Origin of the sequence: Allobosea sp. (assembly GCF_048595345.1) — a bacterium.
GTDB lineage: Bacteria > Pseudomonadota > Alphaproteobacteria > Rhizobiales > Beijerinckiaceae > Allobosea.
The window spans coordinates 1-23,886 of sequence record NZ_JBMDWH010000090.1 but is presented as its reverse complement, the minus strand read 5'-3'; the positions used below and the strand labels follow the sequence as shown (position 1 = coordinate 23,886).

General features: G+C 67.5%; 20 protein-coding genes and 1 pseudogene. 10 read left to right on the top strand and 11 right to left on the bottom strand.

What is annotated here, in order from left to right; translation table 11 throughout:
* Positions 1 to 108 precede the first annotated feature (108 nt).
* From ACOJTB_RS09785 to ACOJTB_RS09775, 3 genes are all read right to left on the bottom strand, one after another.
* On the bottom strand, positions 109 to 921 hold the full coding sequence (locus ACOJTB_RS09785; RefSeq protein ID WP_420102339.1) for an alpha/beta fold hydrolase: 813 nt from the start codon (positions 919 to 921) through the stop codon (positions 109 to 111).
* A gap of 153 nt (positions 922 to 1,074) precedes the next feature.
* Complete coding sequence (locus ACOJTB_RS09780) at positions 1,075 to 1,770, bottom strand: flavin reductase family protein (protein WP_420102338.1); 696 nt, start codon at positions 1,768 to 1,770, stop codon at positions 1,075 to 1,077.
* Positions 1,767 to 2,474 carry a GntR family transcriptional regulator gene (locus ACOJTB_RS09775; RefSeq protein WP_420102337.1) on the bottom strand — a complete coding sequence of 236 codons (708 nt, stop codon included), beginning with the start codon at positions 2,472 to 2,474 and terminating at the stop codon, positions 1,767 to 1,769. Before ACOJTB_RS09775 ends, ACOJTB_RS09780 begins: the two co-directional genes overlap by 4 nt.
* Before the next feature lie 230 nt (positions 2,475 to 2,704).
* Between ACOJTB_RS09775 and ACOJTB_RS09770 the strand changes: the two genes are divergently transcribed.
* The 7 genes from ACOJTB_RS09770 to ACOJTB_RS09740 all read left to right on the top strand — a co-directional run bounded on the left by ACOJTB_RS09770 (position 2,705) and on the right by ACOJTB_RS09740 (position 11,113).
* On the top strand, positions 2,705 to 4,273 hold the full coding sequence (locus tag ACOJTB_RS09770; RefSeq protein WP_420102336.1) for an ABC transporter substrate-binding protein: 1,569 nt from the start codon (positions 2,705 to 2,707) through the stop codon (positions 4,271 to 4,273).
* A 173-nt stretch (positions 4,274 to 4,446) separates the two neighbouring features.
* Positions 4,447 to 5,439, top strand: a complete 993-nt coding sequence (locus ACOJTB_RS09765) for an ABC transporter permease (RefSeq protein WP_420102335.1) — start codon at positions 4,447 to 4,449, stop codon at positions 5,437 to 5,439.
* Complete coding sequence (locus ACOJTB_RS09760; protein ID WP_420102334.1) at positions 5,429 to 6,382, top strand: ABC transporter permease; 954 nt, start codon at positions 5,429 to 5,431, stop codon at positions 6,380 to 6,382. Before ACOJTB_RS09765 ends, ACOJTB_RS09760 begins: the two co-directional genes overlap by 11 nt.
* Positions 6,383 to 6,410: 28 nt before the next feature.
* Positions 6,411 to 7,607, top strand: a complete 1,197-nt coding sequence (locus ACOJTB_RS09755) for an amidohydrolase family protein (RefSeq protein WP_420102333.1) — start codon at positions 6,411 to 6,413, stop codon at positions 7,605 to 7,607.
* The gene (locus ACOJTB_RS09750; protein WP_420102332.1) at positions 7,604 to 9,109 is read left to right on the top strand and encodes an amidohydrolase family protein; all 1,506 of its coding nucleotides are present in this window, start codon (positions 7,604 to 7,606) and stop codon (positions 9,107 to 9,109) included. The genes ACOJTB_RS09755 and ACOJTB_RS09750 overlap by 4 nt, the downstream gene beginning before the upstream one ends.
* Positions 9,106 to 10,095 carry an ABC transporter ATP-binding protein gene (locus tag ACOJTB_RS09745; protein ID WP_420102331.1) on the top strand — a complete coding sequence of 330 codons (990 nt, stop codon included), beginning with the start codon at positions 9,106 to 9,108 and terminating at the stop codon, positions 10,093 to 10,095. The genes ACOJTB_RS09750 and ACOJTB_RS09745 overlap by 4 nt, the downstream gene beginning before the upstream one ends.
* Entirely contained in the window at positions 10,088 to 11,113 is a 1,026-nt protein-coding gene (locus tag ACOJTB_RS09740; protein ID WP_420102330.1) for an ABC transporter ATP-binding protein, read from the top strand. The genes ACOJTB_RS09745 and ACOJTB_RS09740 overlap by 8 nt, the downstream gene beginning before the upstream one ends.
* Positions 11,114 to 11,333: 220 nt before the next feature.
* Here ACOJTB_RS09740 and ACOJTB_RS09735 read toward each other — a convergent pair whose 3' ends face one another.
* The 7 genes from ACOJTB_RS09735 to ACOJTB_RS09705 form a co-directional block, all read right to left on the bottom strand.
* Complete coding sequence (locus tag ACOJTB_RS09735; RefSeq protein ID WP_420102329.1) at positions 11,334 to 12,992, bottom strand: OFA family MFS transporter; 1,659 nt, start codon at positions 12,990 to 12,992, stop codon at positions 11,334 to 11,336.
* Positions 12,993 to 13,091: 99 nt separating this feature from the next.
* On the bottom strand, positions 13,092 to 13,376 hold the full coding sequence (locus ACOJTB_RS09730) for a formate dehydrogenase subunit delta (protein WP_420102328.1): 285 nt from the start codon (positions 13,374 to 13,376) through the stop codon (positions 13,092 to 13,094).
* The gene (fdhD, locus tag ACOJTB_RS09725; RefSeq protein WP_420102327.1) at positions 13,373 to 14,215 is read right to left on the bottom strand and encodes a formate dehydrogenase accessory sulfurtransferase FdhD; all 843 of its coding nucleotides are present in this window, start codon (positions 14,213 to 14,215) and stop codon (positions 13,373 to 13,375) included. Before fdhD ends, ACOJTB_RS09730 begins: the two co-directional genes overlap by 4 nt.
* Positions 14,202 to 17,084: a formate dehydrogenase subunit alpha gene (fdhF, locus tag ACOJTB_RS09720; protein ID WP_420102326.1), complete on the bottom strand. Its 2,883-nt coding sequence runs from the start codon at positions 17,082 to 17,084 to the stop codon at positions 14,202 to 14,204. The genes fdhD and fdhF overlap by 14 nt, the downstream gene beginning before the upstream one ends.
* A gap of 13 nt (positions 17,085 to 17,097) precedes the next feature.
* Positions 17,098 to 18,663, bottom strand: a complete 1,566-nt coding sequence (locus ACOJTB_RS09715) for a formate dehydrogenase beta subunit (protein WP_420102325.1) — start codon at positions 18,661 to 18,663, stop codon at positions 17,098 to 17,100.
* Complete coding sequence (locus ACOJTB_RS09710; RefSeq protein WP_420102324.1) at positions 18,663 to 19,133, bottom strand: NAD(P)H-dependent oxidoreductase subunit E; 471 nt, start codon at positions 19,131 to 19,133, stop codon at positions 18,663 to 18,665. The genes ACOJTB_RS09715 and ACOJTB_RS09710 overlap by 1 nt, the downstream gene beginning before the upstream one ends.
* Positions 19,134 to 19,362: 229 nt before the next feature.
* Entirely contained in the window at positions 19,363 to 20,277 is a 915-nt protein-coding gene (locus ACOJTB_RS09705) for a LysR family transcriptional regulator (RefSeq protein WP_420102323.1), read from the bottom strand.
* A 295-nt stretch (positions 20,278 to 20,572) separates the two neighbouring features.
* Between ACOJTB_RS09705 and ACOJTB_RS09700 the strand changes: the two genes are divergently transcribed.
* Positions 20,573 to 21,604 (top strand): LLM class flavin-dependent oxidoreductase, encoded by a 1,032-nt coding sequence (locus ACOJTB_RS09700; RefSeq protein ID WP_420102322.1) that lies wholly within the window; start codon positions 20,573 to 20,575, stop codon positions 21,602 to 21,604.
* A 120-nt stretch (positions 21,605 to 21,724) separates the two neighbouring features.
* Here ACOJTB_RS09700 and ACOJTB_RS09695 read toward each other — a convergent pair whose 3' ends face one another.
* On the bottom strand, positions 21,725 to 22,222 hold the full coding sequence (locus ACOJTB_RS09695) for an Lrp/AsnC family transcriptional regulator (protein WP_420102321.1): 498 nt from the start codon (positions 22,220 to 22,222) through the stop codon (positions 21,725 to 21,727).
* A 173-nt stretch (positions 22,223 to 22,395) separates the two neighbouring features.
* Between ACOJTB_RS09695 and ACOJTB_RS09690 the strand changes: the two genes are divergently transcribed.
* Together ACOJTB_RS09690 and ACOJTB_RS09685 are read left to right on the top strand one after the other, a co-directional pair.
* A complete protein-coding gene (locus ACOJTB_RS09690; protein ID WP_420102320.1) occupies positions 22,396 to 23,667 on the top strand; it encodes a thiamine pyrophosphate-dependent enzyme in 1,272 nt (423 codons plus the stop codon).
* Between the two features lie 3 nt (positions 23,668 to 23,670).
* Positions 23,671 to 23,886: pseudogene (locus ACOJTB_RS09685) on the top strand (alpha-ketoacid dehydrogenase subunit beta); the annotation flags it as partial.

Sequence of the window (23,886 nt, the reverse complement as noted above, 5' to 3'; positions counted from 1 at the left end):
GGATCGGCCTCCGGCCGGAGAGGCTGGAAGCCTTCTCATCTAGCCCGTGGCGAAGGCGCTGCGGGATGGGGCCTGATGCCGCGCCCGCATCGGCGCAAGGACGGCGGCTCAGAGCTCGCCGAGCCACTCCGCCACGCTGGCGGTGAAGAAGTCCGGCCGCGAATTCGGGAACAGGTGCCCGCCGGTTTCCATGATCGCCCGGCGGCAGCCGGGCAGGGCGGCGGCGATCGCTTCCTGATGATGGACCGGCACGACCATGTCGTCGCGCGCGCCCATCACCAGCACCGGCATCGGCAAAGCGGCGATGTCGATGCCGCCGTCGAAGGCCAGCAGGGCATCGATGCGCTCGCGCAGCACGGCGCGCGCCTCCTCGCTCACCGGGGCGGTCGCCAGCGCGCGCTCATAGACGTGCCAATGCGCCTCCAGCCAGCGTGGCGGATAGGAGGCGAGGGTGGAGGTCGCGGCATAGGCCTGCGGGTTGCAGTCCAGGATGGCGCGGCGCGAGCCGAACAATGCCGTCATGTAGCGGCAGGCCTTGAGCCACGCGGCGCTGAGGATCAGCCCGTCGATCCGCTCCGGCGCGTGCCGCGCCATCGCCTGGGCGATGCAGCCGCCGGTGGAGTGGCCGATGACCACCGCCCGCTCGATGCCGGCGGCGTCCATCACCGCGAAGGCGTCGCGCGCCAGCCGGTCGATGTCGCAACGGGTCTCGCCGCGGCTGCTGCCGCCGAGCCCGCGCTGGTCGAAGCGCAGCGTCTCGAAGGAGCGCCCCAGCGTCGCGGCGATGTCGTTCCAGAAGGCGGCGATGCCGCCGAGGCCCGAAACCAGCAGCAGAGGGCGGCCCTCACCCTGCCGGTAGGCCTGCAGCAAGGCGCCGTCATCGGTCGCGGCGCGGAAATCGAAGCTGGTCTGCGTCGTCATCATGTCCCCGGCGCGAAGCGTCGCCTGCGCAGGAAAGATGACCGAAGCGCCGGCGGCCCGCCATGGCGCGAGCACGAGGGGCGAGCTGCTTCGCACGCAAGGCGCTGCCACTCATGGTGCAGCGCAATGCGCGAGGTGCATGGCGGTGTCGGTTCAGCTGCGCCGGTTGGCGGCTTCCGGGTCGGCGCGCCAGGTCGCGACGGGCAGGGTCGGCAGGTCGAAATAATCGCGCGTGGTGGCATAGCCATGGCCGCCCATGCGGCCGATGGCGTCGAGCGCGACCGGATCGACATGCAGCCGCTGATCGACCGTGTCGGCGCGGAAATGGGCGTAGACGACCTCGCCGAGGATGATCTCGCGGGAATTGCCGATGCCGAGCGTGGTGTGGTGGCGGCATTCGAAGGCCGCCGGCGCCTGGGCGATCCAGGGGCAGGGCACCTTGACGCCGGGGTTGGCTGTCAACCCCGCTTCGGCCAGCTCGTCGATGCCGGGCTCGAACGGCACGGCGCAGATATTCATGCCCTCGACGAGGGCGTCGGAGACGATGTTGACGGTGAAGGCCAGCGTCTCGCGCACATTGCGGCCGGTGTCCTTCTGCCCGCCGCTCGGCCGGTACTCGACGCCGAGAGCGAGAATGGCGGGATCGGCGGAGAGGCAGTTGAAGAAGGAGAAGGGAGCGGCGTTCACCACGCCCTGTGCATCGACCGTCGTCACCAGCGCGATCGGCCGCGGCACCACCGCCCCGATCAGCAGCTTGTAGCGCTCTCGCGGCGTGAGTTTCGCGAAATCGAAGGTGACGATGCCGGGGGCCGGGTCGGCCTGCGGCGGGACGGCCGGATGCGCGGTCACGATGGGGTCAGTCCTTCACTCAGAGCATAGGGGGCGAGCACGTCGCGGATATCCCGCTCGACGCGCGGCGCCAGCAGCGCCCGGTCCACGACCGCGCGCAGATGGTGGTCCATCAGATCGGCGGCGCGGGTCGCATCGCCGGCCCGCAACGCCTCGATCAGCTGGCGATGCTCCGAGACGGCGCAGTCGGAGGAGTGCGGGCGTCCGTAGATCGCCAGGATCAGCGAGCAGCGCGAGGACACCTCCTGCACATAGCGGATCAGCAGGGCGTTGCCGGTCATCTCGACCAGCTTGATGTGGAACTCTCCGGCGAGGCGGATGGATTCCGGCCCGTCCTGCCCATGCGCCTTCTCCTCCTGGCGGACATGGGATTCGAGCTCGGCCGCCTGCGACGGCGTCAGCCGCCCTGCCAAGCTCTCCGCGACCAGCCGCTCCAGCCCACGCCGCACCTCGAAGACGTCGCGCGCCTCCTCCAATGTCGGATAGGCGACGGAGGCGCCCTTGTTGGGCTTCAGCTCGACCAGCCCCTCGACGCCGAGACGGCTGAAGGCCTCGCGCACGAGAGTGCGGCTGACGCCCAGCTGCTCGCCGATCGCGTCTTCGGGCAGCTTCATCCCCGGCTTCAGCGCCTGCTCGATAATGGCCCGGCGCAGGGCCTTGTAGACCGATTGCGCCCTCAATCCCGGTGTCCGTGGCTCGCTCACGCCCGCCCCTCCCCGCTTCCGTCCGATGCTGTCGGGGGCCGTCAATGTCACGATGCCGCGCTCCAATCCAGTTTCCGCTTGTGTTCGATAATCGCATACAATACCGTTTCCATATCGTATGCAAGTTTGATGATTAATCGCACACGAGATGGCGCAGGAAGCGCCACGATGCACAAAGAGGCGGCAGATCGGTTGCGCCCAGCGGCGCGTAAGCAAAGGGGAAGAGAGTCATGAAGAAGGCCTGGTTGCTGGCGGCGGTCGCCGCTTTCGCGCTGAGCGGCGCCGCTGAAGCCAAGACGCTGAAATGGGGTGCCGGGCGCGAGATCGCCTCGCTGGACCCGTATTCCTTCGGCGAAACCTTCACTCTTTCCGTGCTGAACCACGTCTATGAGGGGCTGGTGCGCTATACGGGCGATCTCAAGATCGAGCCGGCGCTGGCGGAATCCTGGGAAACCGTCTCCCCGACCGTCTGGCGCTTCCATCTGCGCAAGGGCGTGAAGTTCCACAATGGCGATGCCTTCACGGCCGACGACGTGCTGGCCTCGCTCGCCCGCGTCTCCGACCCCGCCTCGCCGCTGAAGGGGAACCTGCCGGCCTATAAATCCTCGCGGAAGATCGACGACCACACGGTCGAGATCGAGGTGACCGGCCCCTATCCGCTGCTTCTGAACGACCTCACCAACATCTTCATCTTCGACAAGGGCTGGCTGGAGGCCAACAATGCGCTGAAGCCCACCGATGTCGGCAAGGGCGTCACCGGCTACCCGACCGACCATGCCAACGGCACCGGCCCCTTCGTGATCGAGAGCCGCCAGCCCGACGCCAAGACGGTCTTCGTCAAGAACCCGAACTGGTGGGACAAGCCGCAGCACAATATTGACCGCATCGAGTTCACGCCGATCACCTCGGCCTCGACCCGCGTCGCCGCGCTGCTCTCCGGCGAGATCGACTACACCAATGTCGCTCCGCTGCAGGATTTGCCGCGCCTCAAGGCCGCGCCCGAGGTCAAGGTGATGCAGACCAACGAGCTGCGCTCGGTCTTCTTCGCGCTCAACCTCAAGGACAAGCTGTTCGAGAGCGACGTCAAGGACAAGAACCCGCTGAAGGATATCCGCGTCCGCGAGGCCATGTATCGCGCGATCGATATCGACGCCGTGCAGAAGCGCGCCATGCGCGGCCTCTCGCGCAACACCGGCGCGCTGATCGCCCCGGCGATTCCCGGCTACGAGCCCTCGCAGGACGAACGCCCGCCCTTCGACCTCGCCGCCGCCAAGAAGCTCCTGACCGAAGCCGGCTACCCCAACGGCTTCTCCTTCCAGATGAACTGCCAGAGCGACGGCCTCGTCAACGAGGAGGAGTTCTGCCAAGCGGTCGCCTCGATGTGGTCGCGCGCCGGGCTGAAGCCCAATCTGAGCCTCGCCCCGCGCAGCCAGCAGACGCCCAAGCGCACCAAGGGCGAGTTCGACGTCATCTCCTTCGGCTGGGCCAATGAGCCGATGATCGACGCCTATTCGCTGCTGGTGCAGGTCATCCACTCGAAGACCGGCACGGCTGGCGTCTTCAACTGGGGCGATTGGGGCGACGCCAAGGTCGACGCGCTGATCGACCAGGCCGGCGTCGAGCTCGACAACCCCAAGCGCATCGAACTGATGAAGCAGGCGCTCAAGCTGGTGAAGGCCGAAACGCTCTTCATCCCGCTGCACCAGCAGCCCATGGCCTGGGCGATGCGCGCCGATGTCGAGACCATGGTGCAGGCTTCCGACAACAAGCCGCGCCTGTGGCTGACCAAGCTGAAGTGACCACCTGACGCGAGCAACCTCTCAGCCCTCATCCTGAGGAGCCGCGAAGCGGCGTCTCGAAGGATGGCCCATGAGGCTCCTGAAACATCTGGAGCATCCTTCGAGACGCGAGCCTCCGGCTCGCTCCTCAGGATGGGGGCTGAGGGACAATCGGCGGAATCGGAGTTGTCGTCATGCCGGCCTTCCTCCTCAAGCGCCTGTTGAACGCCGCCGGCGTGATGCTCGCCGTGGCGTTCCTGGCCTTCGTCAGCTTCCGCTTCGTCGGCGACCCCGTCGAGTTGATGCTGAACGAGCAGGCGAGCCAGCAGCAGCGCGATGAATTGCGCACGCGGCTCGGCCTCGACCGCAATGTCGCGCTGCAATTCGCGACCTTCGTGAAGAACGCCGCGCAGGGCGATTTCGGCATCTCCTACCGCAACCAGCAGGACGTGTTCGGGCTCATCGCCGAGCGCTTCCCGGCCACCTTCGAGCTCGTGCTGGTCGCGACCTTCCTGTCGCTCGCCATCGGCATACCGCTCGGCGTCTACACCGCGATCCGGCGCGAGAGCCTGCTCGCCAAGGCGCTGCAATTCGGTTCGGTGCTGGGCGTCTCGCTGCCGAGCTTCGCGCTCGGCATCATGCTGATCCTTGTCTTCTCGGTGACGCTGCAATGGCTGCCGGCCTTCGGGCGCGGGCAGGTGGTCAAGCTCGGCTGGTGGAGCACCGGCTTCCTGACGCCGTCCGGCCGCGCCGCGCTGATCCTGCCGGGCATCACGCTCTCGGTCTTTCAGATCACGCTGGTGATGCGGCTGGTGCGGGCCGAGATGCTGGAGACGATGCGCACAGACTTCATCCGCTTCGCCCGTGCGCGCGGCCTGCCGGCCCGCTCGGTCCATTTCGGCCATGCTCTGCGCAACTGCCTGATGCCGGTCATCACCGTCACGGGCTTGCAGATCGGCAACCTCATCGCCTTCGCGCTGGTCACCGAAACGGTGTTCCAGTGGCCGGGCATGGGCATGCTCTTCGTCCAGGCCGTCACCTTCGTCGATATCCCGGTGATGGCGGCCTATCTCATCATCGTCTCCTTCATCTTCGTCTCGCTCAACACGCTGGTCGACCTGACCTACGCTTACGTCGATCCGCGCCTGCGCGAGGATGCGCTTTCGGGAGCCGCCAATGCCCGCTGAGCAAATCCGGCCCGCTGACTCGGTCAAGGCGCCCGGCCGGCTGCGCCGCTTCCTCGACAGCGATATCGGCTGGAGCTTCCGCACCACGCCGGTGGCCTGGCTCTCCGCGCTGGTGCTGGTGCTGCTGGTCGCGACGGCCTTCCTCGCCCCGCTGATCGCGGCGCAGAACCCTTACGACCTCTCGCAGATCTTCATCGACAAGGCCGAGATCCCGCCGATCTGGCAGGAGGGCGGCGAGTGGCCCTTCCTGCTCGGCACCGATCCACAGGGCCGCGACGTGCTCTCGGCCATCCTCTACGGCTCGCGCATTTCGCTGATCATCGGCTTTTGTGCCGTCGTGGTCTCGATGCTGATCGGCGTCTCAATCGGCCTGATCGCCGGCTTTCATGGCGGGCGCATCGACAATCTGCTGATGCGGCTCGGCGACACCGTGCTCTCGATCCCGACCTTGCTGATGGCGATCCTGGTCTCGGCGCTGTTCCGCGGCCTGCTGCCGCCGGAACTGCGCGAGCCCTTCGCGGCGATGGTTCTGGTGCTGTCGATCTCGCTGACCAACTGGGTGCAGTATGCCCGCACCGTGCGCGCCTCGACCATGGTCGAGCGGCGCAAGGAATATGTCCTCGCCGCCCGCATCATCCAGGTGCCGGCCAGGCGCATCATGCTGCGCCATATCCTGCCGAACACGCTGACGCCGGTTCTCGTCGCCGCGACGCTCAATCTCGGCCTCGCCATCCTCTCGGAGGCGACGCTTTCCTTCCTCGGCGTCGGCATGCCGATCACCCAGCCCTCGCTGGGCACGCTGATCCGCATCGGCAACCAGTATCTCTTCTCCGGCTCCTGGTGGCTGGTCGTGTTTCCCTCGCTGCAGCTCGGGCTGATCGTGCTGAGCGTGAACCTCCTCGGCGACTGGCTGCGCGACGCGCTGAACCCGAGGCTGCGGTGACCATCACAAGAACCACGAGGACACGCCCATGACCGCCTCACTCCTCCTGAAGAACGTCCGCCCCTATGCCGGGCCGGCGACCGACATCCTGATCGAGAACGGCAAGATCGCGCGCATCGGCAAGGACATCGCGGCGCCGGCCGGCGTGGCGGTCGAGGATGGCCGGGCTGAGATCGTCATTCCCGGTCTCGTCGAGGCGCATACCCATCTCGACAAGAGCCTCTGGGGCCAGCCCTGGTATACGAACGAGGTCGGCCCGAAGCTGCTCGACAAGATCGACAACGAACGGCAGAGCAAGAAGCGTCTCGATATCGACCCGGCCCGGCAATCGGCGCGCCAGTCGATCCAGTCCTCGCTGATGGGCTCGACCCATATCCGCAGCCATGTCGACGTCGACACCGAGCATGGCCTCTGGGGCGTCGAGGGTGTGATGGCGACGCGCGACGCCTATCGCGACATCGTCGACATCGAGCTGGTCGCCTTCCCGCAATCGGGCCTGCTGCGGCGGCCGGGCACGCTGGAACTGATGGAGGCCGCGATGAAGGCCGGCTGCGAGGTGGTCGGCGGGCTCGATCCCTGCGCCATCGACCGCGACCCGAAGGGCCATCTCGATGCGGTGTTCGGGCTCTGCCAGACCTACGGCAAGCCGCTCGACATCCATCTGCACGAGCCCGGCGAGATGGGCCTGTTCTCCTTCGATCTCATCGTCGAGCGCACCCGTGCGCTTGGCATGGCCGGCAAGGTCACCGTCAGCCACGCCTTCTGCCTTGGCGCCGACCCGGCGCAGGTCGATCCGCTGATGGAGGAGCTCGTCGCGCTCGACATCGCGATCATGACCACCGCCCCCGCCAGCCGCCCTGCTCCGCCGGTGACGAAGCTGCTCGCCGCCGGCGTGCGCGTCTGCTCGGGCTCCGATGGCATCCGCGACACCTGGGGCCCCTATGGCAATGCCGACATGCTGGAGCGGGCGATGTTCGTCGGCCTGCGCAACAATTTCCGCCGCGACGACGAATTGCGCCTCGCCCTCGATGTCTGCACCACCGAAGGCGCGAAAGTGATGGAGATTGCCGATTACGGGCTGAGCGAAGGCAAGGCCGCCGATCTCGTCATCCTGCCGGGCGAAACGGTGGCCGAAGCGATCGTCACCCGCTCGCCGAAGCGCCGCGTGCTGAAGCGCGGCAGGGTCGTGGCGCGCGATGGCGTCTCGGTGAGGGCCGCGCCGTGAACCTGCAGCCGGCAAAGCGCCCGCAAGGCCGCATCCTGCTGACGGCCCGCTGGCTCGTCGGACACAGGGACGGCCGCCACCGGCTTTACGAGAATGGCGAGATCGTCTTCGAGGACGGGGCGGTCGTCTTCGTCGGCCATCGCTTTCCGGGCGAGGTGGCGCGGCGGATCGATTACGGTGAGGCCCTGATCGGGCCGGGCTTCGTCGATTGCGATGCGCTCTCCGACCTCGATACCACCATCCTCGGCTTCGACAACCAGCCGGCCTGGAAGAAGGGCCGCGTCTGGCCGCGTTCCTATCTCGAAGCCGGGCCTTACGAGATGTATTCGCGCGAGGAGCTGGCCTTCCAGAAGAAGCACGCCTTCGCCACGCTGATCCGCAACGGCATCACCACCGCGCTGCCGATCGCCTCGCTGTTCTACCGCGCCTGGGGCGAGACGGCCGAAGAATTCGAGGATGCGGCGGAGGCGGCCGCTGCGCTGGGCCTGCGCGCCTATCTCGGGCCGGCCTATCGCACCGGCAACCAGCTGGTCGAGGCGGACGGCACGATCACCACCCATTACGACGAGGAGCGCGGCCTCGCCGAACTCGATGCCGCGATCGACTTCGCCCGGCGCCATGATGGCGCGGCCGGCGGGCTGATCCGGGCGATGTTCGCGCCGGACCGCATCGAGACTTCCACCGCCGAGCTGTTGCGCCGGACCGCGGCCGCCGCGCGCGAACTGGACGTGCCGGTCAGGCTGCATTGCTGCCAGTCCAAGATCGAATACGACCTCGTCCTCGCCCAGCACGGTATGAGCCCGCCTGAATGGCTGAAGAGCCTCGGCTTCCTCGATGAACGCTGCCTGCTGCCGCATGGCACGGTCGTCTCCGGCAGCCGGCTCGTGGAGCGCCCCGGCCGCGACCTCGAGATCATCCGCGACGCCGGGGCGGCCATCGTCCATTGTCCTCTGGTCTCCGGCCGGCATGGCGGGGCCATCGACCATTTCGCCCGCTACCGCGCGATGGGGCTCAAGATCGCGATGGGCACCGACACCAGCCCGCCCGACATGGTGATGAACCTGCAGGTCGGACTGATCCTCGCGCGGACCATGGCCGGCAGCGCCGCTGCCGTGCGCTGTGAAGATTATTACGACGCCGCGACGATCGGTGGGGCCGATGCGCTGCGCCGGCCCGACCTCGGCCGGCTCCAGCCCGGCGCGCGCGCCGACATCGTCGTCTTCGATCTCGACCGCCCGCATTCCGGCCAGGTGATCGACCCGATCCAGACCATGCTGCTGACCGGCCATGGCCGCGACGTCTCGACGGTGGTGATCGACGGCCGCTTCGTCATGGAGGAGCGCGTCATCCCCGGCATCGACGAGGCCGCCGACAATGCCCGCGCGCAGAAGCAGTTCGAGGGGCTGATGTCGCGCTACCCCCAGCGCACGCTCGGCCATCCGCCGGTGAGCGAAATCTTCTCGTCGAGCTATCCGATCGAACGCAGCGAGGGCTCCGCATGACCGCTTCCGCCGCTGCCCCGCTCCTCTCCGTTCGCGATCTTCGCATCGTCTTCGACGGTCGCCACGGCCCGCTGACGGCGCTGGACGGCGTCTCCTTCGACATCGCGCCGGGCGAGATCCTCGGCGTGGTCGGGGAATCGGGCGCCGGCAAATCCCTGACCGGCACGGCGGTGATCGGCCTGCTCGATCCGCCCGGCCGCATCGCCGGCGGCGAGATCCGGCTGGAAGGGCAGCGCATCGACGACCTGCCGGCCGAGGCGATGCGCCGGCTGCGCGGGCGCCGCATCGGCGCGATCTTCCAGGACCCGCTGACCTCGCTGCATCCGCTGCTGACGGTCGGCGACCAGCTCGTCGAAACCATCACCACCCATCTCCCCGTCGGTAGGGCCGAGGCGCGCAGGCGCGCGCTGTCGCTGCTGAAGGAGGTCGGCATCCCGGCCGCCGAGACGCGCATCGACCAGTATCCGCATCAGTTCTCCGGCGGCATGCGCCAGCGCGTCGTCATCGCACTCGCGCTCTGCGCCGAGCCGGCGCTGATCATCGCCGACGAGCCGACGACGGCGCTCGACGTCTCGATCCAGGCGCAGATCACCACCCTGCTGAAGCGGCTCTGCCGCGAGCATGGCACGGCCATCATGCTGGTGACGCACGATATGGGCGTCATCGCCGAGACGGCCGATCGTGTCGCGGTGATGTATGCCGGGCGCATCGTCGAGATCGGCCCCGTGGAGGAGGTGGTGCGCCGGCCGCATCATCCCTATACGGCCGGTCTGATGGCCTCGATCCCGAGCGTTCATGCCCGGCATGCGCAGTTGAACCAGATCGACGGCGCGATGCCGCGCCTCAATGCCATTCCGCCCGGCTGCGCCTTCAACCCGCGCTGCGGCCGCGCCGAACCCTTCTGCCGCGAGCACAAGCCCGGCCTGCCGCCGGCCTCCCATGCCGCTGCCTGCCATTTCCCGCTGAAGGAGCTGGCCCATGCGTGACGCCATGCCGCTTTCCGCGAGCCCTCATCCCGAGAAGCCGCGTAGCGGCGTCTCGAAGGCCGATATCGTCCTCGACGTCGCCGCCGCCTCCTGCCGCTTCGACGTGTCGGCCCCGACGCTCTCACGCCTGTTCTCGCGGGAGCCGCGCCGCATCCTGCGTGCGGTCGAGAACGTTTCCTTCAGCGTCCGGCGCGGCACCACCTTCAGCATCGTCGGCGAATCCGGCTGCGGAAAATCGACGCTGGCGCGCATGGTCGTCGGATTGCAGCGGCCGACGGAAGGCCTTCTCGACTTCCGTGACATCCGTCGCGCCGACGGCACGATCGGCCCGCCGCGGGTGCAGATGATCTTCCAGGACCCCTACGCCTCGCTCAATCCGCGCTGGCGCGTCGGCGACATCATCGCCGAGCCGATCCGCGAGCTGAAGCTGCGGCCGGACGCGGCGAGCACGCTGGAGCGCGTCGGCGAATTGCTGGAGATCGTCGGCCTCTCCCGTGCCGATGCCAGCCGCTATCCGCATGCCTTCTCCGGCGGCCAGCGCCAGCGCATCTCGATCGCCCGCGCGCTGGCGACGGAGGCCGATGTGCTGGTCTGCGACGAGCCGACCTCGGCGCTCGACGTCTCGGTGCAGGCGCAGGTGCTCAACCTGATGGTGCGGCTGCAGAAGGAGCTGGGGCTGACCTATCTCTTCATCAGCCACAATCTCTCGGTGGTGCGGCACATGTCGGACGATATCGCGATCATGTATCTCGGCCGCTTCGTCGAGACCGGCCCGGCCGAGGAGGTCTTCGGCCATCCGCGCCATCCCTATACGCGGCTGCTGCTCGAGACGATCCCCGATGTCGAGCGGCCGAACCGTGAGCGCCGGCCGATGTCGGGCGAGGTGCCGAGCCCGATCGCCCCGCCCCCCGGCTGCGCCTTCAATCCGCGCTGCGTCCAGGCGGCGGATCGTTGCCGGGCGGAGCGGCCGGAATTGCGCGCTCTGGGAGCGGTCGAGGTCGCCTGCCATTTCGCTTGAGGGCGACGGCTTGGGTCGACCTTCGACCTCTGCCCTCCAAGCGCGAGTCATCCCGGACGAAGCGAAGCGGCGATCCGGGATCCATTCCGGAACGGTTCAGGCATGGAGCCCAGGTTTCCCTTCGGTCACCCGGGATGATCCGCTCTTCATGAAAGAAGCGCTCGATAGGAAAAAGCCCGCGTCTTTCGACGCGGGCTTCGCATTCGTGCCGGGCCCGCCCTCAGCGGAACAGCGCCAGCGACTTCGTCAGCGTGATCCACACGCCCCAGGCCAGAGGCAGGCCGACGACGAGCCAGGCGAGAGCCGCCGTGCCGTCGAAGCCGCCCTTGCCGATGCCGTAGGAGCCATACTGGACGGAGGCGTTGGCGCTCGCGGTCTTGGCCTGGAGGGCAGCGACCTCGGCGTCCTTCATGAACCATTTCGCCGCGACGGGGCGCACGAGCAGGTTGCAGATGAACCCGACGACCAGCATGCCCGCCAGGATATACATCGTGCGGTCATAGACCTGCGCGCGCGGAACGCCCGCCGCGATCTGCGCCTCGCGGATATAGTTGACCACCACGGGTCCGACGATGCCGGCCGTCGACCACGCCGTCAGCAGCCGCCCATGGATGGCGCCGACGAACTGGGTGCCGAACATGTCGGCGAGGTAGGCCGGAACCGTCGCGAAGCCGCCGCCATACATCGACAGGATGACGCAGAAGAAGGCGACGAACAGCGCCAGCGAGCCGATGCTGGCTGCCCAGGGCGAGAGCCCGTACATCACGATGCCGAGGCCGAAGAAGGTCGCATAGGTCAGCTTGCGGCCGAGCTTGTCCGACAGCGAGGCCCAGAAGAAGCGCCCGGCGATGTTGAACAGCGAGAGCAGGCCGACGAAGGCCGCCGCGATCGTGGCGATCTGCGTCTTCTGCCCGGCATCGAGCGCGGCGAAGGCGATGTCCGGCCTGCCGATCAGCTTGCCGGCGAAGATCTCCTGCAGCATCGGGGAGGCCATGCCCAGCACGCCGATGCCGGCCGAGACGTTGAGGCAGAGCACCGCCCAGATCAGCCAGAACTGCGGCGTCTTGTGCGCATCCTTGAGATGGACATGGCCGGAGGTGATCATCGCGTTCTGCGTGGCCGGCGGCGTCCAGCCTTCGGGGCGCCAGCCGCCGGGCGGGATGCGGTAGCCGAAGGCGCCCGCCATCATGAAGACGAAATAGATGCCGGCCATGACCACGAAGGTCTGCCAGACGCCGACCGAGGTCGGGGTCTTGAAGTAATTCATCAGCATGTCGGCCAGCGGCGAGCCGATCATCGCGCCGCCCCCGAAGCCCATGATCGCCATGCCGGTCGCCATGCCGCGCCGGTCCGGGAACCATTTCACCAGCGTCGAGACCGGCGAAATATAGCCGAGGCCGAGGCCGATGCCGCCGATCACGCCCGAACCCAGCCACATCAGCCAGAGCTGGTGCGAATAGACGCCGAAGGCCGAGATCAGCAGGCCGCCGCACCAGCACAAGGCCGAGACGAAGGCCGCCTTGCGCGGCCCGACGCGCTCGAGCCAGCCGCCCCAGATCGCGGCCGAGGAGCCCAGCAGCACGAAGAACAGCGTGTACATCCAGCCGAGATCGGCGACCTTCCAGTCGCAGGCCGTGGTGAACAGCGCGGTCATCAGCCCGGCATCGGCGGCGCAGGCCACCGGCTTGGTGATGCCGATCGCCTGGCTCAGCGGCAGCCAGAACACCGAGAAGCCATAGGCCATGCCGATGCACAGATGGATGCACAGCGCGGCCGGCGGCACCAGCCAGCGGTTGAAGCCGGCCTTGGCGATGATGCGTTCACGGTCGAGCAGTCCGGGCGCGGCCCCGACCGCCCCGATGTCTTGCGCCACTGTCATTGGCCAATTTCCTTTCCCCAAGATCTTCGTCGTCAGGCCGGGTTCGTCCCGGCTCGTTACCGTTGCAGAGGCGCGCCCGGAAGGGGCGCGCCGGGATCGTCAACCGCTTCGTGGCGGCCGGATCAGCGGCAGAACCTTGCCGAGCAGGGGCGTCAGCCCCTCCGGCCGCGCGCGATGCGCGGCCAGGAAGTCGGCGCGCATGCGGCTGGTCCAGAATTGGTTGATGTGGTCGGCGATGGCCGGCACGGCCTCGGCCTCCGGATAGGCCTTGAAGAAATCCGCGATCTGCCCGGCCATGCGGTCGAGCTTGGCGATGGTCTCGTCATGGACGCCATCGCTGCCGCGAGGCGTGGCCCCATTCTGCGCGGTCGTGCTCTCCATCATCGCGCGATGCTTTCCGGCTCGGGCGCCAGCGCCCCGGTGAAGACGATGCAGCCGTCGCGCCGCGCCACGGCGACCAGCGTGAGGCCGAGATGACGTGCGCGCTCGATCGCCAGCGAGGTCGGCGCCGAAATGGCGGCGAGCGTGCCGGCGCCGAAAATCGCCGCCTTCTCGACCATTTCGAAGGAGGCGCGGCTGGTGACGAGCAGGAAACCCTCGCGATCTTGTTGTCCGGCCCGCAGCCGCGCGCCGATCAGCTTGTCGAGCGCATTGTGCCGGCCGACATCCTCGCGCACCGTGACGATGCCGCCCTCGCTGTCGCACCAGGCGGCGGCATGGACGGCGCGGGTCAGCTGGCCGAGCGGCTGATGGGCTTCCAGCGAGCCCAGGGCCGCCTCGATCGCGGCGGGAGGCACCGGCGAGGTCCGGCGCGCCGCCGCGCCGGCCAGAGGCAGATCCTCGATCGTCTCGACCCCGCAGATCCCGCAGGAGGTGCGGCCCGACAGATTGCGCCGCCGCGCCAGATGCTCGCGGAAACGCCCCGGCGCCAGATCGACCGTGACGACGACGCCCTCGTCCTTCGGCTCGACGACGATGCCGCGGATTTCCGAGGCTTCGCGCACGATGCCTTCGGTCAGGCTGAAGCCGGTGACGAAATCCTCCAGATCGGAAGGGCTCGCCATCATCACCGCATAGGGCATCGTGCCGTAGACGATGTTGGTCGGCGTCTCGACCGCGACCTCGATCTCCCGCGCGCCCGGGTCCGCCGCGCCGAAGCGCAGCGGCCGGGCGCTCACCGCCAGCGAGGCCGGCGGCTGGGCGGGCGGATCATTCCGCCGCATCGGGCAGGCGCTCCGCAATCCGGCGCAGGGTGATGTCCTCCTCGAAATTCTTCTCCTGCCAGGACGACCAGGCATTGGTGCGGCGCACCTCGACGGCGGTCACCTTATATTCGGGGCAGTTCGTCGCCCAGTCGGAGAAGTCGGTGGTGATGACGTTCGCGCCGGTCTTGGCATGGTGGAAGGTGGTGTAGACGACGCCCGGCTGCACCCGATCCGAAATCGCGGCCCTGAGCGCGATGTCGCCTGAGCGGCTGGCCAGGGCGACGAGATCGCCGTCCCGGATGCCGCGGCTCTCGGCGTCGAAGGGGTGGATCTCCAGCACGTCCTCGTCATGCCAGGCGCCGTTCTCGGTGCGCCGCGTCTGCGCGCCGACATTGTATTGCGAGAGAATGCGCCCGGTCGTGAGCAGCAGCGGGAAGCGCGGCCCGGTCCGCTCCTCGGTGGCGACGAATTCGGTGATCATGAACTTGCCCTTGCCGCGCACGAAGCGATCGACATGCATCAGGGGCGTTCCGGTGGGGGCCTTCTCGTTGCAGGGCCACTGCACCGAACCGAGCTTCTCCAGCTTGTCGTAGGAGACGCCGGCGAAGGAGGGCGTCAGCCGCGCGATCTCGTCCATGATCTCGCTCGGGTGGGCGTAGCTCATCTCGTAGCCGAGCGCGCGGGCGAGCTCGATCGTGACCTGCCATTCGTCCTTGCCCGCGAGCGGCGCCATGACCTGCCGCACACGGTTGATGCGCCGCTCGGCATTGGTGAAGGTGCCGTCCTTTTCGAGGAAGGACGCGCCCGGCAGGAAGACATGGGCGTATTTGGCCGTCTCGTTCAGGAAGATGTCCTGGATGACGACGCACTCCATCGCGGCGAGACCCGCGGTGACGTGCTTGGTGTTGGGGTCGGACTGGGCGATGTCCTCGCCCTGCACATAGAGGCCCTTGAAATGGCCCTCCACCGCCTCGTCGAGCATGTTGGGGATGCGCAGCCCCTGCTCGGGATCGAGCGGCACGCCCCACATCATCTCGAAGACCTGCCGGGTCGCATCGTCGGCGACATGGCGATAGCCCGAGAACTCATGCGGGAAGGAGCCCATGTCGCAGGAGCCCTGGACATTGTTCTGCCCGCGCAGCGGATTGATGCCGACACCCTCGCGGCCGATATTGCCGGTCGCCATCGCGAGGTTCGCCATCGCCATCACGGTGGTCGAGCCCTGGCTGTGCTCGGTGACGCCGAGCCCGTAATAGATCGCGGCATTGCCGCCGGTGGCATAGAGCCGCGCCGCGGCGCGCACCTCCGCCGCCGGCACGCCGGTGAACTGCTCGCTGGCCTCCGGCGAATTCTCGTCGCGGGCGACGAAGCGGGCCCAGTGCTCGAAATCGCCGAGGTCGCAGCGCTCGCGCACATAGGCCTCGTCGATCAGCCCCTCGGTCACGACGACATGGGCGAGCGCGTTGAGCAGCGCGACATTGGTGCCGGGCTTCAGCGGCAGGTGGTGATCCGCCTTGATATGGGGCGACTCCACCATGTCGATGCGGCGCGGATCGGCAACGATGAGCCTGGCGCCCTGGCGGATGCGCTTCTTCATCCGCGAGGCGAAGACCGGGTGGCCGTCGGTGGGGTTCGCGCCGATGACGAGGATGACGTCGGCCTTGGCGACCGACTTGAAATCCTGCGTGCCGGCCGAGGTGCCGAGCGTGGTGCGCAGGCCGTAGCCCGTGGGCGAATGGCAGACGCGGGCGCAGGTATCGACATTGTTGTTGCGGAAGGCGGCGCGCACCAGCTTCTGCACGAGGAAGACCTCCTCGTTGGTGCAGCGCGAGGAGGTGATCGCGCCGACCGATTCCCGGCCATATTTCGCCTGAATGCGCTTGAATTCGGAGGCCGCGTGGTCGATCGCCTCCTGCCACGAGACCTCGCGCCAGGGATCGGTGATCTTCTCGCGGATCATCGGCTTGGTGATGCGGTCCTTGTGGGTCGCATAGCCCCAGGCGAAGCGGCCCTTGACGCAGCTATGCCCTTCATTGGCCTGCCCGCCCTTGTAGGGCACCATGCGGACGACGCGGTCGCCCTGCATCTCGGCCTTGAAGGAGCAGCCGACTCCGCAATAGGCGCAGGTCGTCACCTTGGAATGCTCGGGCTGGCCGTGCTCGATGACCTTGTTCTCGATCAGCGTCGCGGTCGGGCAGGCCTGCACGCAGGCGCCGCACGAAACGCATTCGGAGCCCAGGAAATCGGTCGGCCCGGCCGCCACGCGCGACTCGAAGCCCCTCCCGGTGATGGTCAGCGCGAAAGTGCCCTGCACCTCCTCGCAGGCCCGCACGCAGCGATTGCAGACGATGCATTTCGACGGATCGTAGGTGAAATAAGGGTTGGAGGTGTCCTTGGGCAGCCAGCTCTCATTGGCGAGCCCGTCGCTGCCGTTGGCGAAGACGTGGTTCTCGCCCTCATAGCCATAGCGCACCTCGCGCAGGCCGACCGCGCCGGCCATGTCCTGCAATTCGCAATCGCCATTGGCCGAGCAGGTCAGGCAGTCCAGAGGGTGGTCGGAGATGTAGAGCTCCATCACGCCCTTGCGCAGGCCGGAGAGGTTCTCCGACTGGGTGCGCACGATCATGCCGTCCTCTGCCGGAGTCGTGCAGGAGGCCGGCGTGCCGCGGCGCCCCTCGATCTCGACGAGGCAGAGCCGGCAGGAGCCGAAGGGCTCCAGCGAATCCGTGGCGCAGAGCTTGGGGATCTTGGTGCCCAGACTCATCGCTGCGGCCATGACGGAGGTGCCGGCCGGCACCGTGACGCTCTGGCCGTCGATCGTCAGCGTCACCGTCTTGTCCGCGATGCGGATCGGCGTGCCGAAGTCGATTTCCTTGATCAGGCTCATCTCTCGGGCCTCCTCATTCCGCCGCCAGAGGCAGCGCGGGACGGTCGAAGTCCTCGGGGAAATGGGTCAGCGCGCTCATCACCGGGTTGGGCGTGAGCCCGCCCATGGCGCAGAGCGAGGCGTCGGTCATCAATTTCGAGAGATCGCGCAGCACGGCGATGTTCTTCGGCACCTCGGTGCCTGCGATGATGCGGTCCATCGTCTCGACGCCGCGTGTCGCGCCGATGCGGCAGGGGGTGCATTTGCCGCAGGATTCCTTGGCGCAGAACTGGAAGGCGAAGCGGGCCTGCTTCGCCATGTCGACCGTGTCGTCGAAGACGACGATGCCGCCATGGCCGAGCATCGCCTTCATCGCGGCGAGCGCCTCGTAATCCATCTGCACATCGAGCTGCTCGGCCGTCAGATACGCGCCGAGCGGCCCGCCCACCTGTACCGCCCGGATCGGCCGGCCGGACAGCGTGCCCCCGCCCATCTCCTCGATGATCTCGCGCAGCGAGATGCCGAAGGCGAGCTCGATCAGCCCGCCGCGCTTGACGTTGCCGCCGAGCTGAACCGGCAGCGTGCCGCGCGAACGGCCCATGCCGTAATCCGCATAGGCCTGCCCGCCCTTTGCCAGAATGAACGGCACGGCTGCGAAGGAGAGCACGTTGTTGACGATGGTCGGCTGGCCGAACAGGCCCTTCAGCGCCGGAATTGGCGGCTTGGCGCGCACCACGCCGCGCTTGCCTTCCAGGCTCTCCAGCAGAGAGGTTTCCTCGCCGCAGATATAGGCGCCGGCGCCGAGCCGCACCTCGAGATGGAAAGAGCGGCCCGAGCCCATCACCGAGGCGCCGATCAGCCCCGCGGCCTGCGCCTTTTCGATCGCCCGCCGCAGCGTGCGGAAGGCGTGCGGATATTCGGACCGCAGGTAGATGTAGCCGCGCGTGGCACCGACCGCGATGGCGGCGATCGCCATACCCTCGATCAGCAGATAGGGGTCGCCCTCCATCAGCATCCGGTCGGCGAAAGTGCCGCTGTCGCCCTCGTCGGCATTGCAGACGATGTATTTCTGCTCGGCCCGGGCATCATGGACCGTCTGCCATTTGATGCCGGTCGGAAAACCCGCCCCGCCGCGCCCGCGCAGGCCCGAGGCCTTCACCGCCTGCACGATGTCCTGGCCCGTCAGAGCCAGCGCCTTTTCCAGGCCGTCCACGCCGCCATGGGCCCGGTAATCGGGGATGGAGAGCGGGTCGGTGATGCCGACGCGGGCGAAGGTGAGGCGCTGCTGCCGCCGCATCCAGTCCAGATCATCCGTCCGGCCGAGGCGCAGCGGATGGGCCCCCCCGCTGAACACACCGGCATCGAACAGCCCCGCTACGTCCTTCGCCGCGACCGGGCCATAGGCGATGCGGCCTTCGGGAGTCTCGACCTCGACCAGCGGCTCCAGCCAGAGCATGCCGCGCGAGCCGTTGCGCACGATTTCGACGGAGAGTTCGCGGGCCTGGGCTTCCCGCGCCACGGCCTGCGCGACTCCCTCGGCCCCGACGGACAGCGCGGCCGCATCGATCGGCACATAGATGCGAAGCGGGGAGGCTGCCATCACTGGGTCCTTCCCTGGCAGAGCCCTGCGATGCGGTCGGCATCGACGCGGCCGATCAGCTCGCCATCGACCAGCGCCGAGGGGCCGAGCGCGCAGTTGCCGAGGCAGTAGACGGTTTCGACCACCGCATCATGGCGGTGATGATCGTCGCAGGCGATGCCGTGCTCGCGCGCCAGCGTCTCGACCACCTGCTCGCAACCCAGCGCCTGGCAGGCCTCGGCGCGACACAGCTTGATCACGCGGGCCGGCTGCGGCGTCGTCTTGAAATCATGATAGAAGGTCAGTGTGCCATGGACCTCGGCCCGCGACAGGTTCAGTGCCTCGGCGATCAGCGGCACCGCCTGCGGATCGACATGGCCGAACTCCTCCTGCAGCGCATGCAGGATCGGCAAGGTCGCGCCTTCGAGATGCGCGAGCCGCGAAACGATGGCGCGGGCGCCGTCGGGGTCCCAGGCTGGATAGGCCGCCATGCTTCCTCCCTCGGCCCGGTGCTCCGGGCACATCTTGGAACGGAGCCTGCGCCATTCTGGAATGATTTCAAATCGTTTGTTTCGACCGAACGATAGATGCAGACTATCAAACCCCGTATCGCGTGGCGTTCCATGGCTGTCCGCTGGTGTATCCTTGCGCGAAAGTTGCGCTGCATCATGAATTGTGCGCTGCAGCGGCGCGGCCACCGGGTGTTTCGATAGCCATCGACTATCGGATGATGGGGCGTCTCGGCAGCCCGGCATCGGTGACGGGCTTGGTCATCATCAGGAGGTTGCGCGCCAGCGGGGCGATCGGCTGCCGGTCGGCGACGATGAGGCCGATGGTGCGCTGCGCCTCGGGCGAAACGAGCTGGAGCGCGCGCGTGCCGAGCGGCACGCCGAAGAATTCGAGCAGCTGCAGCGAGACGATGCTGGCGATCCCCTCGATGCCGGCATGCGAGACGAGGTTAAAGATCGAGTTGGTCTCGATCACCGGGCGGGGCGAGAAGCCGACGGAGCGGAAGATGCCGTCGATGATGCGCCGGTTCTGCATGTCTCCGGTGAGCAGGCAGAGCTTCAACTCGGCAGCTTCCGCCCAGGTGATGGTGTCGCGCGTGCCGAAGGGGCCGTCCTCGCGCGTCAGCAGCACATAGGCTTCCTGATAGATCGGTTTGGAGATCACCCGGTCCAGCGGTTCGTTGTCGAGATAGGTCAGCCCGACATCGAGCTCGAAATCGTCGATCCCCTGCTGGATCTCCTGCGAGGTGAGCGACAGCACGGTCAGCGAGACGCCCGGATAGCGCTGCGAGAACGGCGCGGTGATATGCGCGATCATCGGCAGCGCGGTCGGGATCGCGCCCAGCCTGATGCGGCCCGACAGTCCCTCGCGCAATTCCGCGATCGAGGCCTTCATCAGTTCGGTCTCGGCCAGGATGCGACGGGCATGGGCGAGCACGACCTCGCCCTCCTTGGTCAGGCCCTGAAACCGCCGGCCGCGCTCGACGATCATCACGCCGAGCTCTTCCTCCAGCTGCACGATCGCGGCCGACAGCGTCGGTTGCGAGACATGGCAGGCCTCCGCCGCGCGGCGGAAATGTTTCTCCCGCGCGAGCGCGTCGAGATAGATGAGTTGCCGGATGATCATGCTGTGTCGCGTGTCCGCGCCCAGCATTCCCGGCGAAGAGACGCATGGCAAGCGATCGTGTTGATCGTGCGCCCGCTCTCGCCACCCTGAGCCCTCATCCTTCGAGACGCGATCGTGAAGGATCGCTCCTCAGGATCAGGGCTCTGGGTGGGACGCTCAGGCAGGACCGCGCGTTGCACCCGCCCAAGCCGCCGCTTGCAGCCATGCCCTGCCTTCGGCATTGCGCTGGCGCAAGCGGCGAGCCATCTCAGGCGCAAGAGCAGCCGGCTTGCCCGGCGCGCAGCATGGACAAGGCATGGCACAGGAACTGACCTTCGGGCTCGACACCTTCGGCGACGTCACTCATGGCGCGGACGGCAAGCCGCTGGCGCATGCGCAGGTGATCCGCGATCTCGTCGAGCAGGGCGTGCTGGCCGACGAGGTCGGCATCGACTTCATCGGCGTCGGCGAGCATCATCGCGAGGATTTCGCCGTCTCCGCGCCGGAGATCGTGCTGGCGGCCATCGCCGCGCGCACGAGCCGCATTCGCCTCGGCTCGGCCGTCACGGTGCTGAGCTCCGACGATCCGATCCGCGTCTTCCAGCGCTTTTCGACGGTCGACGCGATCTCGAACGGGCGAGCCGAAGTCATTCTCGGCCGCGGCTCCTTCACCGAATCCTTCCCGCTTTTCGGCTTCGACCTGCGCCAATATGAGGCGCTGTTTGAGGAGAAGCTGGACCTTTTCACCGCCCTGCTGCCGCAGAAGCCGCTGACCTGGCAGGGCTCGCTGCGCCCGCCGCTGCGCGACCAGCTGGTCTATCCGCCGGTCGAGAACGGCCGCCTCACCACCTGGATCGGCGTCGGAGGCAGCCCGGAATCGGTCGTCCGCGCCGCCCATTACGACCTGCCGATGATGCTCGCCATCATCGGTGGCGACCCGCAGCGCTTCCGCCCCTATGTCGATCTCTACCAGAGGACCTTCGCGCAGCTCGGCCGCCCGGTGAAGCCGATCGGCGTCCACTCGCCGGGCTATGTCGCCGCCAGCGACGAGCAGGCGAAGGAGGAGTTCTTCCCGGCTTACAAGCGGATGCATGACCGCATCGGCGGCGAGCGCGGCTGGCCGCCGCTGGCGCGCGAGCAGTTCGAGCACGAGGTCGCGCGCGGCTCGCTCTATCTCGGCTCGCCCGAGACGGTCGCCCGCAAGATCGCCGCGACGGTGAAGGGCCTCGGCCTCTCGCGCTTCCAGCTGAAATACAGCGCCGGCCCGCTGGCGCAGAGCCATATGATGGAGTGCATCCGGCTCTATGGCGAAAAGGTCGCGCCCCTGGTGCGGGAGATGCTGGGGTAGGGCAGCGACACATGTCCCCTCGTCATGGTCGGGCATGTCCCGACCATCCACGTCTTCCTTCGCCGAGGGCGATGTTCAAGACGTGGATGCTCGCCACAAGGGCGAGCATGACGGGCAGCGTCACCCCACCGCCTTCATCGGGTCCACCGAGATCGAGCGCTTCAGCGCCCTCAGCCCGAAGGTGGTGCGCGTCTGCCGCACGCCGGGCAGCCGATAGAGCGTCTCGCGCAGAAACCTCTCGTAATGGTCGGTGCCGCTGACCGCGACCTTGGCGAGATAATCGTACTCGCCAGTGACGAGATAGGCCTCGATCACCTCCGGCGCCTTCACCAGAGCCTCGCCGCATTGGTCGAGCACCTTGCCGTCATGCTTGTCGAGCGTGATTTCGACGAAGACGATGTTGGCGTAGCCCAGCGCCTTGTGGTCGAGCAGGGCTACATATTTCTCGATCGCGCCCGATTCCTCCAGCCGCTTCACCCGCGTCCAGCAGGGCGAGGCCGAGAGCCCCACCTTTTCCGCCAGCGCCTGCGTCGTCAGCCGCCCATCCTCCCGCAGCGCGGCGAGGATCTTCCGGTCGATCGCATCGAGCGCCGGGCTGGTCGAGGCTTTGCGGGTCATGCCGGCTTCATTCCGTCATCGGGCGTTTTCGCGGAAGGATTTTCTGCCTCATCCACGAGCTGCGAACAAGTTCGGAAGAATTCTCCGCGAGACTGGGTCTAGCGTTGGTTGCAAGGGGAACGATTGCGCGGCTTCGACGGTTTTGGCCGGGGCCGATGCGAGGGGAGATGCGGATGGGCAGCGACGACGCATCCAGGCGGGGAGCGGGCCAGCCGGCGGCAGCGGGCCCGTTGCAGTTCCACGTCCCCAGGCCGGCGAGCCGCCCCGGTGAGAAGCCGGACTTCTCCCATGTCGTGATCCCGCGCGCCGGCACGGTCGATCGCCCGCCGGTCGATGTCGACCCCAGGGAAATCCGAGACCTCGCCTATTCGATCATCCGCGTGCTCAACCGCGAGGGCGAGGCCGTCGGCCCCTGGGTGCCGGACCTCTCGCAGGAGGACCTGATCCGCGGCCTTCGCCATATGATGACGCTACGCAGCTTCGATGCGCGCATGCAGATGGCGCAGCGGCAGGGCAAGACCTCGTTCTACATGCAGCACACCGGCGAGGAGGCGGTGAGTTGCGCCTTCCGCATCGCGCTGAAGCCCGGCGACATGAACTTCCCGACCTATCGCCAGGCCGGGCTGCTGATCGCCGACGATTATCCGCTCGTCGACATGATGAGCCAGATCTATTCCAACGAGCGCGACCCGATGAAGGGCCGGCAATTGCCGGTGATGTATTCCTCGAAGGCACATGGCTTCTTCTCGATCTCCGGCAATCTCGCCACGCAATATGTCCAGGCCGTCGGCTGGGCGATGGCCTCCGCCATCAAGCAGGACACCCGCATCGCCGCCGCCTGGATTGGCGACGGCTCCACGGCCGAGTCTGATTTCCATGCCGCGCTGGTCTTCGCCTCGACCTACAAGGCACCGGTGGTCCTCAATGTCGTCAACAACCAGTGGGCGATCTCGACCTTCCAGGGCATCGCGCGCGGCGGCTCCGGCACCTTCGCCGCGCGCGGTCTCGGCTTCGGCATCCCGGCCCTGCGCGTCGACGGCAACGACTACCTCGCCACCTATGCCGTGGCGCAATGGGCGATCGAGCGGGCGCGCCGCAATCTCGGCCCGACGCTGATCGAATACGTCACCTATCGCGCCGGCGCCCACTCCACCTCCGACGACCCCTCCGCCTACCGCCCCAAGCACGAATCCGACGAATGGCCGCTGGGCGACCCGCTGATCCGGCTGAAGCAGCACCTCATCGCCATCGGTGCCTGGTCGGAGGAGCGGCACAAGCAGGCCGAGGCGGAAATCCTCGCCACGGTCATCGCCGCGCAGAAGGAGGCCGAGAGCTTCGGCACGCTGCATTCCGGGGGCAAGCCCTCGGCCCGCGACATCTTCGAGGATGTCTATGCCGAGCTGCCCCCGCATTTGCGCCGTCAGCGCCAGCAGATCGGGGTGTAACGCATGCCCCGCATGACGATGATCGAGGCGATCCGCTCCGCCATGGACGTGGCCATGGGCCGCGACGAGAATGTCGTCGTCTTCGGCGAGGATGTCGGCTATTTCGGCGGCGTCTTCCGCTGCACCCATGGGCTGCAGCAGAAATACGGCGTCTCGCGCTGCTTCGACGCGCCGATCAGCGAAGCGGGCATCGTCGGCACGGCGATCGGCATGGCGGCC

Bases quoted from the DNA above. Each gene is read 5' to 3' on its own strand.
- ACOJTB_RS09785 (WP_420102339.1), bottom strand. From the start codon at position 921: ATGACGACGCAGACCAGCTTCGATTTCCGCGCCGCGACCGATGACGGC.
- ACOJTB_RS09770 (WP_420102336.1), top strand. From the start codon at position 2,705: ATGAAGAAGGCCTGGTTGCTGGCGGCGGTCGCCGCTTTCGCGCTGAGC.
- ACOJTB_RS09765 (WP_420102335.1), top strand. From the start codon at position 4,447: ATGCCGGCCTTCCTCCTCAAGCGCCTGTTGAACGCCGCCGGCGTGATG.
- ACOJTB_RS09760 (WP_420102334.1), top strand. From the start codon at position 5,429: ATGCCCGCTGAGCAAATCCGGCCCGCTGACTCGGTCAAGGCGCCCGGC.
- ACOJTB_RS09755 (WP_420102333.1), top strand. From the start codon at position 6,411: ATGACCGCCTCACTCCTCCTGAAGAACGTCCGCCCCTATGCCGGGCCG.
- ACOJTB_RS09745 (WP_420102331.1), top strand. From the start codon at position 9,106: ATGACCGCTTCCGCCGCTGCCCCGCTCCTCTCCGTTCGCGATCTTCGC.
- ACOJTB_RS09740 (WP_420102330.1), top strand. From the start codon at position 10,088: ATGCGTGACGCCATGCCGCTTTCCGCGAGCCCTCATCCCGAGAAGCCG.
- ACOJTB_RS09735 (WP_420102329.1), bottom strand. From the start codon at position 12,992: ATGACAGTGGCGCAAGACATCGGGGCGGTCGGGGCCGCGCCCGGACTG.
- ACOJTB_RS09730 (WP_420102328.1), bottom strand. From the start codon at position 13,376: ATGATGGAGAGCACGACCGCGCAGAATGGGGCCACGCCTCGCGGCAGC.
- fdhD (WP_420102327.1), bottom strand. From the start codon at position 14,215: ATGCGGCGGAATGATCCGCCCGCCCAGCCGCCGGCCTCGCTGGCGGTG.
- fdhF (WP_420102326.1), bottom strand. From the start codon at position 17,084: ATGAGCCTGATCAAGGAAATCGACTTCGGCACGCCGATCCGCATCGCG.
- ACOJTB_RS09715 (WP_420102325.1), bottom strand. From the start codon at position 18,663: ATGGCAGCCTCCCCGCTTCGCATCTATGTGCCGATCGATGCGGCCGCG.
- ACOJTB_RS09710 (WP_420102324.1), bottom strand. From the start codon at position 19,133: ATGGCGGCCTATCCAGCCTGGGACCCCGACGGCGCCCGCGCCATCGTT.
- ACOJTB_RS09705 (WP_420102323.1), bottom strand. From the start codon at position 20,277: ATGATCATCCGGCAACTCATCTATCTCGACGCGCTCGCGCGGGAGAAA.
- ACOJTB_RS09700 (WP_420102322.1), top strand. From the start codon at position 20,573: ATGGCACAGGAACTGACCTTCGGGCTCGACACCTTCGGCGACGTCACT.
- ACOJTB_RS09695 (WP_420102321.1), bottom strand. From the start codon at position 22,222: ATGACCCGCAAAGCCTCGACCAGCCCGGCGCTCGATGCGATCGACCGG.
- ACOJTB_RS09690 (WP_420102320.1), top strand. From the start codon at position 22,396: ATGGGCAGCGACGACGCATCCAGGCGGGGAGCGGGCCAGCCGGCGGCA.